The 15,885-nt window shown below is 42.6% G+C and carries 17 protein-coding genes; 11 read left to right on the top strand and 6 right to left on the bottom strand.

Features of this window, described 5'->3' with window-relative positions:
- Positions 1-2: 2 nt before the first annotated feature.
- Complete coding sequence (locus tag BFP75_RS09175; protein WP_099544938.1) at positions 3-1,253, top strand: glycosyltransferase; 1,251 nt, start codon at positions 3-5, stop codon at positions 1,251-1,253.
- Here the strand turns inward: BFP75_RS09175 and BFP75_RS09170 are convergent.
- On the bottom strand, positions 1,250-1,978 hold the full coding sequence (locus BFP75_RS09170) for a phosphatase PAP2 family protein (RefSeq protein ID WP_099544937.1): 729 nt from the start codon (positions 1,976-1,978) through the stop codon (positions 1,250-1,252). The genes BFP75_RS09175 and BFP75_RS09170 overlap by 4 nt on opposite strands.
- A 147-nt stretch (positions 1,979-2,125) precedes the next feature.
- Here BFP75_RS09170 and BFP75_RS09165 point away from each other — a divergent pair, with 147 nt between their 5' ends.
- Positions 2,126-2,968: a 1,4-dihydroxy-2-naphthoyl-CoA synthase gene (locus tag BFP75_RS09165; RefSeq protein ID WP_099544936.1), complete on the top strand. Its 843-nt coding sequence runs from the start codon at positions 2,126-2,128 to the stop codon at positions 2,966-2,968.
- 238 nt (positions 2,969-3,206) lie between these two features.
- Here BFP75_RS09165 and BFP75_RS09160 read toward each other — a convergent pair whose 3' ends face one another.
- Positions 3,207-4,541 carry a serine hydrolase domain-containing protein gene (locus BFP75_RS09160; protein WP_099545035.1) on the bottom strand — a complete coding sequence of 445 codons (1,335 nt, stop codon included), beginning with the start codon at positions 4,539-4,541 and terminating at the stop codon, positions 3,207-3,209.
- 97 nt (positions 4,542-4,638) lie between these two features.
- On the opposite strand from BFP75_RS09160, the gene BFP75_RS09155 reads away from it, so the two are divergent.
- The 3 genes from BFP75_RS09155 (at position 4,639) to BFP75_RS09145 (ending at position 7,366) form a co-directional block, all read left to right on the top strand.
- A complete protein-coding gene (locus BFP75_RS09155) occupies positions 4,639-5,070 on the top strand; it encodes a 3D domain-containing protein (RefSeq protein WP_099544935.1) in 432 nt (143 codons plus the stop codon).
- The gene (locus BFP75_RS09150; protein WP_099544934.1) at positions 5,067-5,720 is read left to right on the top strand and encodes an N-acetylmuramoyl-L-alanine amidase; all 654 of its coding nucleotides are present in this window, start codon (positions 5,067-5,069) and stop codon (positions 5,718-5,720) included. Before BFP75_RS09155 ends, BFP75_RS09150 begins: the two co-directional genes overlap by 4 nt.
- Before the next feature lie 179 nt (positions 5,721-5,899).
- Positions 5,900-7,366: a M14 metallopeptidase family protein gene (locus BFP75_RS09145; RefSeq protein WP_099545033.1), complete on the top strand. Its 1,467-nt coding sequence runs from the start codon at positions 5,900-5,902 to the stop codon at positions 7,364-7,366.
- A gap of 345 nt (positions 7,367-7,711) precedes the next feature.
- Here BFP75_RS09145 and BFP75_RS09140 read toward each other — a convergent pair whose 3' ends face one another.
- Both BFP75_RS09140 and BFP75_RS09135 read right to left on the bottom strand, forming a co-directional pair.
- A complete protein-coding gene (locus BFP75_RS09140; protein ID WP_099545031.1) occupies positions 7,712-8,548 on the bottom strand; it encodes a flagellar motor protein MotB in 837 nt (278 codons plus the stop codon).
- A gap of 202 nt (positions 8,549-8,750) precedes the next feature.
- The gene (locus BFP75_RS09135) at positions 8,751-9,842 is read right to left on the bottom strand and encodes a vWA domain-containing protein (RefSeq protein ID WP_099544933.1); all 1,092 of its coding nucleotides are present in this window, start codon (positions 9,840-9,842) and stop codon (positions 8,751-8,753) included.
- 175 nt (positions 9,843-10,017) lie between these two features.
- On the opposite strand from BFP75_RS09135, the gene BFP75_RS09130 reads away from it, so the two are divergent.
- Genes BFP75_RS09130 through BFP75_RS09120 form a run of 3 tightly spaced genes read left to right on the top strand, consistent with a single transcriptional unit; the run spans position 10,018 to position 12,741 of the window.
- A complete protein-coding gene (locus BFP75_RS09130) occupies positions 10,018-11,025 on the top strand; it encodes an XdhC family protein (RefSeq protein ID WP_099544932.1) in 1,008 nt (335 codons plus the stop codon).
- Positions 11,022-11,639 carry an NTP transferase domain-containing protein gene (locus BFP75_RS09125; protein WP_123803368.1) on the top strand — a complete coding sequence of 206 codons (618 nt, stop codon included), beginning with the start codon at positions 11,022-11,024 and terminating at the stop codon, positions 11,637-11,639. The genes BFP75_RS09130 and BFP75_RS09125 overlap by 4 nt, the downstream gene beginning before the upstream one ends.
- Positions 11,605-12,741: an amidohydrolase family protein gene (locus BFP75_RS09120; protein WP_240531749.1), complete on the top strand. Its 1,137-nt coding sequence runs from the start codon at positions 11,605-11,607 to the stop codon at positions 12,739-12,741. Before BFP75_RS09125 ends, BFP75_RS09120 begins: the two co-directional genes overlap by 35 nt.
- A gap of 5 nt (positions 12,742-12,746) precedes the next feature.
- Here the strand turns inward: BFP75_RS09120 and BFP75_RS21785 are convergent, their stop codons facing one another.
- Positions 12,747-12,884 carry a hypothetical protein gene (locus BFP75_RS21785; protein ID WP_165776564.1) on the bottom strand — a complete coding sequence of 46 codons (138 nt, stop codon included), beginning with the start codon at positions 12,882-12,884 and terminating at the stop codon, positions 12,747-12,749.
- Positions 12,885-13,024: 140 nt separating this feature from the next.
- Between BFP75_RS21785 and BFP75_RS09115 the strand changes: the two genes are divergently transcribed.
- Both BFP75_RS09115 and BFP75_RS09110 read left to right on the top strand, forming a co-directional pair.
- Positions 13,025-13,513 (top strand): RNA polymerase sigma factor, encoded by a 489-nt coding sequence (locus BFP75_RS09115; RefSeq protein ID WP_099544930.1) that lies wholly within the window; start codon positions 13,025-13,027, stop codon positions 13,511-13,513.
- Between the two features lie 4 nt (positions 13,514-13,517).
- Positions 13,518-14,120 carry a hypothetical protein gene (locus BFP75_RS09110; RefSeq protein ID WP_099544929.1) on the top strand — a complete coding sequence of 201 codons (603 nt, stop codon included), beginning with the start codon at positions 13,518-13,520 and terminating at the stop codon, positions 14,118-14,120.
- Between the two features lie 97 nt (positions 14,121-14,217).
- Here BFP75_RS09110 and BFP75_RS09105 read toward each other — a convergent pair whose 3' ends face one another.
- Positions 14,218-14,847, bottom strand: coding sequence for a GntR family transcriptional regulator (locus BFP75_RS09105; RefSeq protein ID WP_099544928.1), 630 nt, complete (start codon positions 14,845-14,847; stop codon positions 14,218-14,220).
- Between the two features lie 163 nt (positions 14,848-15,010).
- On the opposite strand from BFP75_RS09105, the gene BFP75_RS09100 reads away from it, so the two are divergent.
- The gene (locus BFP75_RS09100) at positions 15,011-15,802 is read left to right on the top strand and encodes a hypothetical protein (protein ID WP_099544927.1); all 792 of its coding nucleotides are present in this window, start codon (positions 15,011-15,013) and stop codon (positions 15,800-15,802) included.
- Positions 15,803-15,885: the final 83 nt, after the last annotated feature.

Raw genomic sequence — 15,885 nt, 5'->3', positions numbered from 1 at the left:
CAATGGAACTGAAATCCAAAAAATTATTGGTAATCGGGCTCACATGGCCAGAGCCCACGGCTACGGCTGCCGGAGTCCGTATGATGCAATTGCTTGAAATGTTCATTAGGTATGAATATGAGACTATTTTCGTCTCATCGGCTACTAAAATGGAACATTCGACAGATTTGGAGGCTATGGGGATTGCCGTCCATTCCGTACAATTGAACAGTTCTTCCTTTGATACCTTCATCAAAAACCTAGATCCAAATATCGTTTTGTTCGACCGTTTTCTCACCCAGGAACAGTTTGGGTGGCGTGTGGCCGAGCAGTGTCCAAATGCTTTACGAATTTTGGATTCCGAGGACTTACATTCGTTGCGGCATGTTAGGGAACGTTGTTTTAAAAAGGGTATTCCCTTCACCGAAGCACGTTGGCTGGCAGACGATAAGACCAAAAGGGAACTGGCGAGTATGTTGCGCAGCGACCTTAGCTTGGTCATCTCCAGCTTTGAAATGGAGCTTTTACGAAAATCGGTGGGGCTTGACACCTCTATCGTATGGCATCTACCCTTTATGTACGATAAAATTTCCCAACAACCGGATTGGCCCCAATTTGAGGAACGTAGGGACTTTATGTTCATTGGTGGGGGTAGGCATTCGCCCAATGTGGACGCCATAGCGTATTTGGAACAGGATATCTGGCCGAAAATCCGGGAGCGAATTTCGGACGCGAAATGTTATGTGTACGGAGCGTACCTCCCCGATGCCATACACAAACTTCACAATCCAAAAAAGGGATTTTATGTGCGGGGAAGGGCCAGCAGTGTATCGGAAGTAATGAAACTGGCACGGGTCTGTCTGGCCCCGCTCCGATTTGGTGCAGGCATCAAGGGCAAATTGATGGATGCCATGCTGAACGGCACACCAAGTATTACCACGGCGATAGGAGCGGAAGGCATGCACGGAGCTATGGACTGGAACGGTTTTATTTGTGATGACAAAGAGGATTTTGTCAGGCAGGCCATCGAACTATATTCTGACAAAACGATGTGGCAAAAGGCACAGGAGAATGGTCTAAAAATCATTGATGCACTTTATAATCGGTTCTCTTTGGAAAAAGGAGTTATGGATAGGATTACCCAATTGTTATTAGATTTGGAAACCCATCGCGCCCAAAATATTATGGGCAGGATCCTGGAGCACCATACGGTACAAAGTACCAAGTACTTGTCCAAATGGATCGAGGAGAAGAATAGGAATTCAAAATCTTAAACTTCCGGGTCCCTTCTAAAAATCTGTATCACATCAAAGATCAGGACACAGAAAACCACCCAGATAAATCCGGCGATAAAGCCGCCCACCACATCCGAGGGATAATGGACCCCAAGATATATCCTACTGATGCCAATGATAATAATCAACAAGGCAAACAGGAACATTATAAAATACCGTAAGCCCTTATGAATCCTTAATTTGGATATCAGGTAAATCAAAAACCCAAAAAAGGCCATGGCGCCCATGGCATGGCCACTAGGATAGCTCAAGCTTTCTACGGTGACCAAATGTTCTATGCCCGGCCTGGCACGGTCCACAAACCGCTTAAGTGCCATATTGGAAAGGGTAGCAAGCAATAAAACTATAACGGATTGAAGCACATATTTCCAGCTTTTGATAATGCGCCAGGAAATAATGACAAAAAGAACCAAAACGATCAAATATCCGGTGACATCCCCAATATCCGTTACGAACTTGAAAAATGTGGTTAACGAAGGATTCCGGAAAGAGATGATATAATCGGTAATGGCCGTGTCGTATCGGGCAAGGGTCTCGGTTTTTAGGGTTTCCGTAAGTTCTATGAACAGATTGATTCCGCCTACCACGATGGCCAGTGAAATGAAAACGGTAATGAAATAGGGCAAACGGGAGTCCTCATTATGAAATTTTTCGGATAGGAACGTCCGTATGAACTTTATAATGCTATAAACCGCTTTCTTCATAGGCAATTTTGTAATATACCCTAAATTTAAGTTTTAAAATGGATTTTGAAGGGCAATGATGGCAAGGTTTCTAACTCATTTCATTTCCTTTTGGTACACTTCCCTAGGAACAGCTATCTTTATACCTATAAATTAAATTGATTAGAAATGCAAGTAGCCCAGTGGAAAACCGCTCTGGAATTTGAGGATATTACCTATAAAAAAAGCGATGGGGTGGCACGCATTGCGTTCAACCGACCCAATGTTAGAAATGCCTTTAGGCCCCATACCACCAGTGAATTGATCAAAGCTTTTTACGATGCCCAGGAGGACACTTCCATTGGGGTAGTATTGCTTTCTGCGGAAGGTCCTTCTACCAAGGATGGTATTTGGTCCTTTTGTAGCGGCGGCGACCAAAAGGCCAGGGGCGAAAAGGGCTATGTAGGCGAAGACGGCCAACACCGACTCAATATTCTGGAAGTACAGCGCATGATCCGGTTTATGCCAAAAGTGGTCATTGCGGTAGTTCCCGGTTGGGCCGTGGGCGGTGGACATAGCCTACATGTGGTCTGCGATATGACCTTGGCCAGTAAAGAACACGCCATTTTCAAGCAGACCGATGCGGATGTTACCAGTTTTGATGCCGGATATGGTTCCGCTTATTTGGCCAAGATGGTAGGTCAAAAAAAGGCCCGTGAGATATTCTTTTTAGGAAGGAACTATTCCGCGCAAGAAGCTTTTGAAATGGGTATGGTCAATGCGGTGGTAACCCATTCAAAGCTTGAAGATACGGCCTATGAATGGGCACAGGAGATTTTACAAAAATCACCTACGTCCATCAAAATGCTCAAATTCGCCATGAACCTTACGGATGACGGCATGGTAGGACAACAGGTATTTGCAGGTGAAGCTACCCGTCTGGCCTATATGACCGAAGAAGCGAAAGAAGGCAGGAACGCCTTTTTGGAAAAAAGAAAGCCCAACTTTGGGAAGAACAATTGGCTGCCTTGATTGACTTTTTGAGCAAATTGCCGCAAACTAAAAAGAGCCCGATCAACAAAGACCGGACTCTTTTACGAGAACACTATATGAAAATGAAAAAAATTTATTCGTTTTTGTAACACTGTAAAAGTAGTTAGGAAGGTGGGTTTGGGGAAACTATTGTTGTCTCCCAAGGCAAATTTGTGGTCAACCGCTTACAAATTGTAGTTTGGTCGAAAAATCGTACAATTAGTTTTGAAAATTAGGCCTATCGGATAGTTTTTAGGATATCGGAAATCAAGGTATTGAACTGCTCGTCCGTTTGTTCCTCGAGTCCGGTCCGTACGATTACCATGTCTTTAGAGGGAATGATAAACACACGTTGCCCTTGGAATCCATTGGCGGAATAGAGATCCCGGGGCAGATCGGGATATTTTCCTTCCGCATTCAACCAAAAGTGCGCGCCGTAGGTACCGTTCGAATGTTCAGTGGGTTTGGTGATGTAGTCCACCCAACTGTCGGAAAAAATTCGGTCACCGTTCCAATCGCCTCTGTGTAGGTAGAGCAGTCCAAATTTGGCCCAATCCCGCGTGGTTGCCCATCCGTAGGAGGAACCTACAAAATTTCCTTCTAAATCGGTTTCTATCAGCATGGAGTGCATGCCAATTCTATCAATCAGTTTGGCGTAGGGAAAATTCAAGTATTCCTGATGCGTTGCGAACTGTTTTCTCAAAATTCCCGAAAGCAGGTTACTGGTGCCTGAGGAATAGTTCCATATTTCCGTGGGTGGGGCGATGACCACATTATTGGCTTGTGCCAGGGTCATATCGGAATCAAGGAACAACATTTTGGTCACGTCGGAAATTTTAAAGTAATCCTCGTCCCAGGCCAATCCGCTTTGCATCCGCAGTAAATGGTTCAATGTTATCTTGGATTTTGGCCCATCTGTATTATAAAGCACTTCAAAAGGGCGATACTCCAAAGAAACCCCATTTTCAAATTCCAAAATACCGTACAGGGTTCCCAGAATACTTTTGGTCATTGACCAGCCCAAAATTTTAGTGTCCTTGTTAAATTCGTCAGTATATTTTTCCCCAATAATTTGGTTTTTATAGACCACCAGTAAACTTCTGGTCTTTTGAACGGAATCCTGCATGGCCCTAGTTAAGGTAAATTCCAGCGCATCATAATCCACATTGGCCATCAGCGTATCCTTGACCCCCTGATTTCCGTATGGAAATGGTAAGGTGTCCCTTTTTTGGTGTCGTTCCGGAACTATGGAAAAGTTGTGTTTTTGATGCTCGGTATTGGTCAGAACGGCCCCCAGCCCTTCTTTGTAGACCGATATCCGTTCCATGAGTCCGTATACGGAAGCACTGGCGGATTTGTTTTCCGAATCGGCTTCCGCAGTTGCCAGATTTATCAGTGGCATATCGTGGTCTACCACATTCACGAAATAGGCGTCCCTTTGGGCAAGAAAGACATTGGAAGCCAAGTTTTTTGAGGCGTATCCAGAGATAAGGTTCAGTTTGGGGTAGTTAAGGTAGCCGAACACCAAAAGTACCACCAACACGAGGGCAAAGGCCCAGGTAAGTTTCTTCATACGGAATCTATTGGCTTCTAATTTAGAGAAAAAGGATGATATCATATATATTGACAAAAAGGGATTATTAGTATATTCCATTTTTTAATTGAAGGTCATGTATCGAATTCTGGGGATATTGGTGATTTTTTCTATCATCGGTTGCGAGGAGCGATCTAGGATTGAAGACAGTTATGATTGGATGCCCTTGACGGTCACGGCCACGGCCTATAATTCCTTCCCTGGACAGACATCTTTTGAGCATCCAGAGATAACGGCCTGGGGCGACTCCATTAAACCCGGGGTGAAGTGGATTGCCGTATCACGGGATCTTTTAAGAAAAGGATTGAGGCATAATACCTTGGTGAAAATCGATACTTTTGAGGGTATCTATATCGTAAAGGATAAAATGCATCCCAGATGGCGCAATAGAATCGATATTTACATGGGGGAGGACCGTAAAAAGGCCAAGGAGTGGGGACGACGAAAGGTAGAAATTCAATATGCGGTAAAAAAAGTAAAGGAAACCCTAAACGAAAATCAAAAATGAAGTTTATAAAAACAGTTGCCATTTTTGTATGCCTTGCATCCTGTGCAGTGACCCGCACAATAGTGGATAAACCTATTACCTTTGATACCGAGCGACGGATATTGACTTTGGATTATATGAAGGACCGTTATGGTTTGGAAAAGGATACCCCGGATATTGTTCCGAAAATGATCGTGCTGCATTGGACCGTGATTCCCACTTTTGAAGCGTCCTTCAACGCTTTTGACCCTCCAACCTTGCCCAATTCCAGACCCGATATTAACGCTGCCGGAGCCCTAAACGTCTCCTCTCAATTTATGGTGGACCGAGATGGTACCATTTTTAGATTGATGCCGGAAACTACCATGGCCAGACATGTCATAGGATTGAACCATTGCGCTATTGGCGTGGAAAATGTGGGCGGGGATACCGGCCAACCCTTGACCAAGGCACAGTTAAAATCCAATATTTGGCTGGTCCGTTATTTGGCCGATAAGTATGATATCGACTATTTGATAGGTCATTACGAGTACACAAAATTTGAGGACCATCCCCTATGGTTGGAGCAGGATGAAGGTTATAGAACCCAAAAGACCGACCCGGGAACCGATTTTATGCAAAACGTTAGAAATGCCGTTAAGGACCTGAACTTTAAATCCATCCCCAAATGAAACCCTCATCGAGGGGTTTTATATGGAAAGTTAAATACCTCTACAAAAGGAAATATTTAAAAACCAAGCTATTAACCTAATTTCAAACGAATGAAATGAGCCAGTACAAATCTTGATACCCACCGAGATAGATATTGGCGAATTACAGCTGACCTATGAAAAACTATAGAATTAAACAGATGAAAAGATTTCATTGTGTGATCATTGCTTTCTTAATCCTGACAATTTTTACCAGCCATGCGCAGGATATTACCGAACAATTGTACGAGACCTATGAAAAATATAAGGAGCCAACGCTTGGGAAAAGGAGAATAAAGCATGCCGATTTACAGCCTTTGTTGGAGAAATTCAGAAGGAATCCAAAGTTCAAGGTGAATAGGGTCGGAACCTCCATAGGTGGAAAATCGCTTTCCTTGGTCAGTATTGGTAGCGGTGAAACCGATGTTTTTTTGTGGTCCCAGATGCATGGGGACGAGCCCACGGCAACCCAGGCAATCTTTGATATTCTCAATTTTTTGAATAGTCCCGATTTTCAGGAAGAAAAGGAAGCTATGCTTTCCAACCTGACCATCCATTTTTTGCCCATGCTCAATCCCGATGGGGCGGAACTCTTTCAACGTCGTAACCTTTTGGGAATCGATATCAATAGGGATGCCCTGCGCTTACAGTCTCCAGAAAGTCAGACATTGAAAAGGGTACGGGATAGTTTGGAGGCGGATTTTGGGTTCAATCTGCACGATCAAAGCACCTATTACAATGCAGAACGGACGGACAAGCCCGCAACCATTTCCTATCTCGCACCAGCTTTCAATTATGAAAAGGATATTAACGAGGTGCGTGGAAATGCCATGAAAATCATCGTTTTCATGAACAACATCCTTCAAAAATATGCTCCAGGACAAGTAGGACGATATAACGATGCTTTTGAACCTAGGGCTTTTGGCGACAACATCCAAAAATGGGGTACCAGCACTATTTTGATTGAATCGGGTGGGTATCCTGAAGACCCGGAAAAGCAGGAAATCCGAAAATTGAACTATGTCTCCATTTTGTCGGCCATATATACCATTGCCAAGGAAAATTTTAAGGAAATTGAAATCTCGGAATATGAAAAAATACCTGAAAACGACCGGATGCTGTTCGACCTAAAGATTGTTGGGGCGACCTATAACCTGATGAGTGAGTCCTATATTTTGGATGTGGGCATCAATCAGGTGGAGGTGGATTATGAGGACCATGAGAATTTTTGGTATAGCAGCAGGATTTGGGATCAAGGCGATTTATCTACCTATTATGCTTACGAGACCTTGGATGCCACAGGGCATGAAATTGTTGCTGCTAAGGTGTATGGTCAAACGTTTGCCAACTTGGAGGAGGCGAAAAAGTTGGATGCCAAAAAATTGTTATCCGAAGGTTTTGGGTACGTAAAGGTTTCCAATATTCCGTTGAAACAATTGAATTCGCCTATGCCCTTACATTTGGTGGGCGAGAATTTTAAGGCACCGGATTTACAACTACAACCGGGTATCAATCCCACTTTTTTTCTTAGAAAGGATGGAAAGTATGCCTATGCGATCATCAACGGCTTTTTGATTGACCTAAACGCCGAGGACATCAGTATTCCCAATGCCATGATTTTTAGATAGGAATCTAATAACCAAATTGTACATTTAAATAGTGTCCGTGTTTCAACAAGAAATATAACATGGTGAACAAAATGGCTACAATTACCGTAAAGATTAGTAAAACCAGGCTTTTAACAGGGTTTGGTAAAATGCCCAAGGCACTTTTCAAATAAATTTCTTTGAGTACATCCATGACTTTTATTTTTTGAATTAAACTTTCGCATAGCCTTTAGGATGATAAGTATTGTAAACTTTGGGGTCGTTATAATATATAAACAATTATTAGACCACAAAACCCTACTTTACTTTATTGAAATAAAAAAGGGTGGCCAAAGCCACCCTTAATAAAATGCATTCTAACATTTTTTAGTCAATGCTGGCCGTATCGGCATCCATCAAAGCGAAGAATTTGTCCAAATTAGGAAGGATAACGATTTTTGTCCTTCTGTTTTTGGCCATATTTTCCTTACTATCGTTTTCTACCAAAGGAAGATAGCTACTTCTACCGGCAGCGATCAACTGTTTTGGATTTACATTGTATTCGTTCTGTAGTTCACGAACAATGGAAGTCGCCCTCTTGACACTAAGGTCCCAGTTGTCCTCAAACAAGGGAGTGTTGATGGTTCTGGAATCCGTATGGCCTTCTACCATGACCTCCATGCTGGGTTCGGAATTTATGACATCGGCCAATTTTTTAAGAACATTGTCCGCTTTGCTACTAACCCTATATCCAGCCGTATTGAACAACAATTCGTCCGAAATATTAATCATTACTACGGTCTTGTCTATACTCACATCCACATCTTCCCCTTCGTCCGCAATGGATTGTTTCAATTTATACGAAACCGCTAGGTTCATGGAATCCTGTAAGGTCTTTGCCTCGGCAAGTTTGGCGGGGTCAACATTTTCCAGTGTCTTTCTCATGTTCGCCTTGGTATTGTTGCTCATTACGGCAACATCGTCTACAGTGGTATATTGACTATCGTTGATTTCCTTTAGGGAATTTATTTTGGAATTGTACTCTTCTACACGGGCCTCAATTTTGGACATTTTTGTTTCCAACTCCTCTTTTTCGACTTGAGTCTTGGTCAGCCTACTTTGGGTCTGCGCCAAGTTGTCCTCTAATGCCACATATTTCTTTTTAGAAACACAAGAAGATAAAAGTACGATGGATGCTACTCCGATTATTGATAATTTTTTCATTTCAAGCGTATATTTAGTTAATAATCTTTCACTAACATCTACGGGAATTTTTCTGGAATGGATTTTTTGGAATAGCATTGTTTTGGAAGTCAACACTTCTATAGAGGCTTTAAATTGTTGATATAAAAAGGTTTAGGGCGATATAATTGGGTAAAAAAAAAGAGGCAATAAATGCCTCTTTTTAAATCAATCGGTATATTTTTTACTCGCAACCGCCGGTAAATCCATTGGCGTTGAACTTGGTCTGTACAGCACCTTGCCTGGTACCTGTATTCACCTCAATGGCCAAGTTGTTTTCACCACTACCATCCCGTTTTGGGCTACAGTATTCGAAAAGATAGAAGCTGTTCGCCCGCTCCGAAACCTTTTCGGAAATCTCGTTAAAGGTATCTTCCAAATCGTCCTTGTTACTCGCAAATACGCTGGAAGTCTTCCCTATGTCCATAAGGACTTGGGTGTCTATTTCACTACCTAATCCAATACTGAAAAAAGAAATGTTGGAATTGGCATCGTTCACTTTTTTAAGCGCGGCCTCTTCGGTAAATCTGGAGGCTTGATCCGTACCATCCGTAAAAATAACTACGGAAGCGGCACCAATTTTTTCTCCTGCCGTTGTTTTATTGACGATGTCCGTAGCGATATCGGTAGATTTGATTACCGCTCCGTACAAATCCGTGGAAGGATCAGTACTAATGTCATCGGTAATTCCATTGATGGAAGTGATCAATTCATTCTTGGAGGAAGTAAGTTCGTTCAACAGGTGAAGTTCGTTTTCACCATCGAACCAATAAATCGCCATTTTAAAAGAATCCGATTCGGCATCGGGCATAACGTTGTCCACAAAACTGGCACTGGCCATTTTAAGCTCTTGTAGACTGCTCTCCAAAACACTGTTGCTCAAATCCAGCACCAAAAGGGCGTTATTGGAGAAAATCTGTGAATTTGGGGAAATTCGCGCAAAGGATTCCGACGTGGAAATCGTATTGAAACAATCGTCGTTCCTACCTTGCTCGTAAATGGTAAATTGCTCTGCCGTTAAACCGGGCACTGGATTTCCGTTGGTGTCAGAAACCCTAAAAAAGATGGAGACCTTACCGGGTAGGGTCGTATATTGATCCTGGATGGATAACACCAATTCGCCTTCATCCAATCCTAAACAATCATCTACAGGTACTCCTTTTCCAAGGCCATCGCCAAAATTTAGGTCCAGGTTTACATCATCATCGGCATTTCCGCAGGAAACAAAAAGGAAAATCGCGCATAAAATTCCAAAGATTCTAAAGAACAAATTCATATAGTTGTACATTTTGAGTTCAACAAGCAGAACGGTCTTTCCGTCTATAAATTATGAGTGACTAAAAAAATTATGTTAAAGATTGTTAAAGAAACTAGGAAGCCTTTAAAAAACAGAAGGGAATAGGTAATTTTCACTAATATGTGGGTAAAAGTATACCCACAAAAACCTTAGGATGACGCACGAGCTGAAAAAAATATTCCGGGAGTATCACCACTTACGGGCACAGGGCCTTAAAACGGTATTGGCAAGTGTGGTTGCCTTGGATGGATCTTCGTATAGAAGACCCGGGGTGCGTATGCTGATCAGTGAGAGCGGTAGCATGGTAGGAGCGGTCAGTGGTGGATGTGTGGAGAAGGAAGTGCTTTTTCAGGCAGCGAGCGTTTTTAAAACTGGGGTGCCCAAAATGATGACCTATGACGGTAGGTTTCGTTTGGGATGTGAGGGTATCCTGTATATTTTAATAGAGCCATTCCAACCCAACGCGGCACTTTTGGAGGATTTTGACACGGCGATAAAATCAAGGGCGCCGTTTAAAATTGTTTCCTACTTCATCAAGGAATATGGCGAATACGCCAACATAGGTTCTGTATTCTTATTCGATGGAAAGGCTATACCCTTAGGTACTACAGTGAAGGATTCGGGACTTTCAAAATACGAACAGAACTTGGCACCTTGTTATAAATTGGCCATTGTGGGCGGTGAGCACGATGCGGTAAAACTATCTAAAATCGCCCTGGAGATGGGGTGGGAGGTATCGGTCAGCGTGGTGCCGGCCGAGGAGAAGACCTTAGCCGATTTCCCCGGTATCGATGAACTTTGGAACGTGGAACCCATGGATCTGCCCGTTCAAAAAATTGACGAACAAACCGCCTTGGTGCTAATGACCCATAGTTATGTGAACGATTTAAAGTACCTGCATGCCGTCAAAAATTGCAAGCCCATGTATTTTGGACTATTGGGACCTTCCAAAAGACGCGAAAAATTGTTCAATGAGTATATCGATTTATATCCCGATGAGGATTACGGCTTTTTCGAAAATATACACGGTCCGGCAGGAATCAATATTGGTGCCGAAGCACCGGAAGAAATCGCAATTGCCATACTTTCCGAGATTCTTGCCGTTATTCGCAATCAGGAGCCTATGATGTTAAAGAACAAGAAAGAAGGCATCCATAATTGACACATCCCAAAGAAATAGCGGTCGTAGTTTTGGCAGCGGGGCAATCCAGCCGAATGAAGGATATAAAACTACTGTTGCCCTGGAAAGGATCTTTTCTCTTGCAACATGTACTGAGTACCCTAGAGGAAATAAAGCCAACAAAAATTAGTGTAGTATTGGGAGCCAACGCATCAAAAATAAAAGAACGATTGCAGATTGATGCAAATAGTACGGAAATCTTCGAAAACCCAACTTGGAAAAACGGATTGGGAAACAGTATTTCGGTTGGAGTCCGCCATATTCTAGCGTCCGATGTCCCACCAAAGGGCATCCTTATCTGTCTTGCCGATCAGCCCTTGGTCACAAAGGAGTATTTAGGCCGATTGTTGCTGGAATTTACCACTCAGGACGTCGCCATTGTTGCCAGCAAGTACGAGAAACGAATGGGGGTACCCGCTGTTTTTAGCCCAAGCATATATCCGGAACTTTTGAATTTGAATTCCGATTTTGGTGCCAGGGTAATACTTGAAAAGTATAAGACCTCTATCTTGGGTATGGAGGCCAAAGGTTTTTTAGCCGATATTGATACCCCCGAAGATTATGAAGACATTTACAATCAAAACCACCACCAATAAAGAGAATTTTATGAAAATCCAGTATACATTCGTTGCAATCGCAATTTTCTGTAGTGCCCTGCCCCAAGAATTTTATGGGCAAGATATGAGCTTTGAGGAGTACAACCCCAAATCGACCTTAGTCGTTCCAGGAAAGGAAATAAAACGGGCCAAATTCAAATTCATCGATGTACATAGCCACCAAAGAGACATGTCCGTTCAAAAACTTGGCAGCCTGTTAAAGGATATGGAGTCCTTGAACGAGGGGATTATGGTGAATCTTAGTGGAGGTTCCGGTGAAAGTCTCAGGGAAAAAGTGGAGAATATCCAAAAAAGCCATCCCAATAGGTTTGTGGTGTTCGCCAATGTAGACTTTGAGGGCGTTGATGGCAATGATTGGGGTAAAAAGGCCGCTGCACAATTGGAACAGGATATACGGAATGGCGCAAAGGGACTCAAAGTCTTTAAAAGTCTTGGCCTTCGCAATGCCGATGCTTCCGGAAAGCGATTGGCCATTGATGACCCGCGTTTGGACCCTATCTGGGCCAAATGTGCGGAAATGGGCGTACCGGTCTTGATACATGCTGCGGACCCCAAATCATTTTGGGACGATATGGACAGTGACAACGAACGATGGCTGGAATTAAAAACGCATCCCAGAAGAAAAAGGTCCTATACCGATCCCGCTCCTTGGGAACAGATCATTCAGGAACAGCACAATGTATTTAAAAAGCATCCCAAGACAAAATTCATCAATGCCCATATGGGATGGCACGCGAACAATTTGGGGAAACTGAGCGAATTGTTAGATGAAATGCCCAATATGAACGTGGGAATATCGGCCGTGATAGCGGAATTAGGCCGGCAACCGCAGCATGCCAGGGAGTTCTTTATAAAATATCAGGATAGGATACTTTTTGGAAAGGACAGTTGGAACCCGGATGAATTCCCCACGTATTTTAGAGTGCTGGAAAGTAACGACGAATATTTTCCGTATTATAAAAAGTACCATGCCTTTTGGGCCATGTACGGTCTTGACCTTCCGGATGAAGTGCTTAGGAAAGTTTATTATGAAAATGCCCTGAACCTTATACCAGGTTTGGACAGGTCCTTATTCAAATAGGTCTGCTAAGGATGGGCTTCAAGGTCTTTTTGTGGCAGATTTTCCACATCTTGAAAAACACCACAGGATATTTCCCTTTTTACCAAGGAGGCCGATTTCTTTTTTTTTGTCAGGGCCTCTATTTCTTTGTTCAAATACTGCATGGCTAGTTTTTTTAATAAACGGCAGCAGCTATTATTTGTTGCGGACCAGCAATTTAAATCTATTGTAAAAAAAAAATTTACCGTTTCATGTGATTTTTTTGACACTGTGGGTACTTATAGGAAAATGAATCGAAACTTGCATGCGGAATAGTGACGAATTTGCGGATTTGATACGGGAACACCAGGGACTTCTCTACAAGGTCACCGCTATCTACACCAATAACGAACAAGATCGGGAGGATTTGTTTCAGGATGTGGTGTATCAATTATGGAAGTATTTTGACACATTTAGAAATGAATCCAAAATCACGACCTGGATGTATAGGGTAGCGATGAATACGGCCATAACCCATTTAAAAAAGTCAAAACGGAATCCCCATACCGAACCTATTTCGGACTCCCTATTACACGCTTCGGAAAATAAGGACGAGGTTTTGGAGGAACGACTCCGGTTACTTCATCGGCATATAAAACAACTGAACACTTTGGAACGGGGCATCATGCTTTTGCTTCTCGAGGAAAAACCCTATCAGGAAATTGCTGAAATCACTGGTTTAAATCCGTCCAATGTTGGAACCAGGATATCCCGCATCAAGGAAAAACTTAGAAAGAACATGGTTAAATCTTAGGAAGATGGAATTAGAGGAACTACAGGCCAATTGGGTGGCCATGAGCCAGGAATTGGAAAATCAAAAAAAATTAACGAACGAAATCATTGTAAAAATGACCCGGAACAATTATCGGAACAAATTCAGTAAACTCACTAATTACGAGACCGTAGGGGCTGTCATATGTTATATCCTGACAGGTTTTATAGTGCTTAATTTTGGGAAATTGGATACATTGTATCTTAAGCTTTCCGGTGTTTTAACCATCGCTTTTTTAACAGTGCTCCCTACTTTGGTATTGCGTGCCCTGAAAAGGATAAGAAACTTGGATATTCTGCAGGGATCTTATAAGGAAAACCTAATCAGATATACCAAGGAAAAAAACAGGCTATTACAACTGCAACAAATTGCGATTTTTGTTAGCTTTTTATCCGTACTGTTCACGCCGGCCCTTGCCTTAAAGCTACTCAGGGACAAGACTTTGATTCTTTCGCAACTTAGACCTGAACAGGGAATGGCCATAGTATTTGTATTACTTCTAATGGTATTCGTAAGCCGCTGGGGTTACAGAAGCTATAAAAAACTAACAAATTCTGCCGAAACGCTTTTGAGGGACTTGGAGGAATGATTTATTGGCACCGCCAAAGGGTTTAATACTCCGAGGCTTGCCTCGAAATTAAAAATTTGTTTCCTGCGAATGCCTCGTGGGCTTGCCCCGAGGTAGTTTACTCCGTAAGCTTTTTTTGGATATAGTTCAGGATCAACATCCAGTTCATCTTCAATAGGAGGGAGGCGGTGGGAACGTTATCCTCTTCAATGGCTGAGATGATGGCATCATGTTGATTGTCTGATTTATTGTAAAAGGAATCATCTGCCGTAAAGGCACGTTCGTAAAAGAAAATTCGGGTTCGTAGGTCTTGCAGGATTTTTAAGGCCAAATCGTTTTCATAGCCTTTTGTCAAAAGGTGATGGAACTCCAAATCGGCCTGAATACGGCTTATGGCATCTTGGGCGTTTTCAAAAACATGTTGCTGATTCTTAAGCGCTTCTATATGGTCTTCATTGAATTCGGAATTCTCAATGGCCATCACCTCCAGGCTGGCCACAAGTCCATAAAGGTCTTCGGCCTCCTTTACGTCCAATTCCGCTATGATAAAGCCTCTATTGGGTACGGCCTTGATGATATGCGATTGTTGCAATTGGGTCAAAGCCTCTCGGATTGGGGTCACACTTACTCCCAATTCCCTTGAAAGTGACGCCAGGTTGATGGTTTTACCAATGGTCAGCTTCCCTTGTTTCATTTCGGAAAGAAGATAATCCCTCACCTGGTCCCTAAGATTGATTTTTTGGATCATTTTTCAAATATAATATATCGTATATGATTTTAACTATGAAGAGGGATTCAATATTGTGCCGTACTTGCCAAAAATTCGCTGAAATGCATCCTTCAAATCCACGGTAGCCAAAATAATTAGTGCGGATTCACGTTTTAATGCTGTAACCCACAATCATAGATATATGAATATTTTGAAAAGCACAATAAAAAATGTAAGCCTTATGGCCACTGTAATGGTCTTTGCCTATAGCTGTAGCAAGGATACCGATAAAGATACCAACATTGTCCTTTCCCAAGCGGAAATTGAGGCCGTACTGGAAACAGACGAAATTACTGGCGGAATCGATGTCGCCCTGTTCGAACTTTACAACAATGGAAGTAGCACGGGGAAAACCATGGTGAACGAGTGTTATAGTGCCCAGTATACGGATACGGGATATGTGGCCACATTTAACAATTGTGTCCTGAATGGTACCGAGAACATTAACGGCACCTTGACGGTAACCTATGACACCGACGGCGAGCAAGGTTCATTTTCCGCTAGCTATGTCGATTTTTACGTAGGCGAAATCAAAATCAACGGCACTAGATCTTATCAGTTAAGTACCAATGGTGAGACGGGTAGCGTCTCTTTTGAGGTAACAAGTGATCTTACGGTTGAAATGGCGGATGGCTCCGAAATTTCCGACGCAGGTACCAGGTCATTTACCCTGACTTTTGGTGATTCACTTGATTCGACAACTTACAGTATTGCTGGAACCTGGACCGTTGTTTATGATGGAAATACGTATAACGTAACCGTGAACGCTCCCTTGACCAGCAGTGTTTCCTGTGGATATATAGCCGCTGGGGACATGTCGGTTTCCAAAAATGGTCTTACCGTAAATGTTGACTTTGGCGATAGTACGTGTGATAATGTTGCTACTATAACCTATCCGAATGGAGTAGAAGAGGAGATTACCTTGCGTGATTAAGGTAGCTTACAACAGAACTTGATATAATAGAAAAGGATAAGATTGATGAGGTCTTATCCTTTTTTGTTTTCTTGATTTCCCTA

The organism is Maribacter sp. 4G9, assembly GCF_002742265.1.
GTDB lineage: Bacteria > Bacteroidota > Bacteroidia > Flavobacteriales > Flavobacteriaceae > Maribacter.
This window is presented reverse-complemented; position numbering and strand designations above follow the sequence as displayed.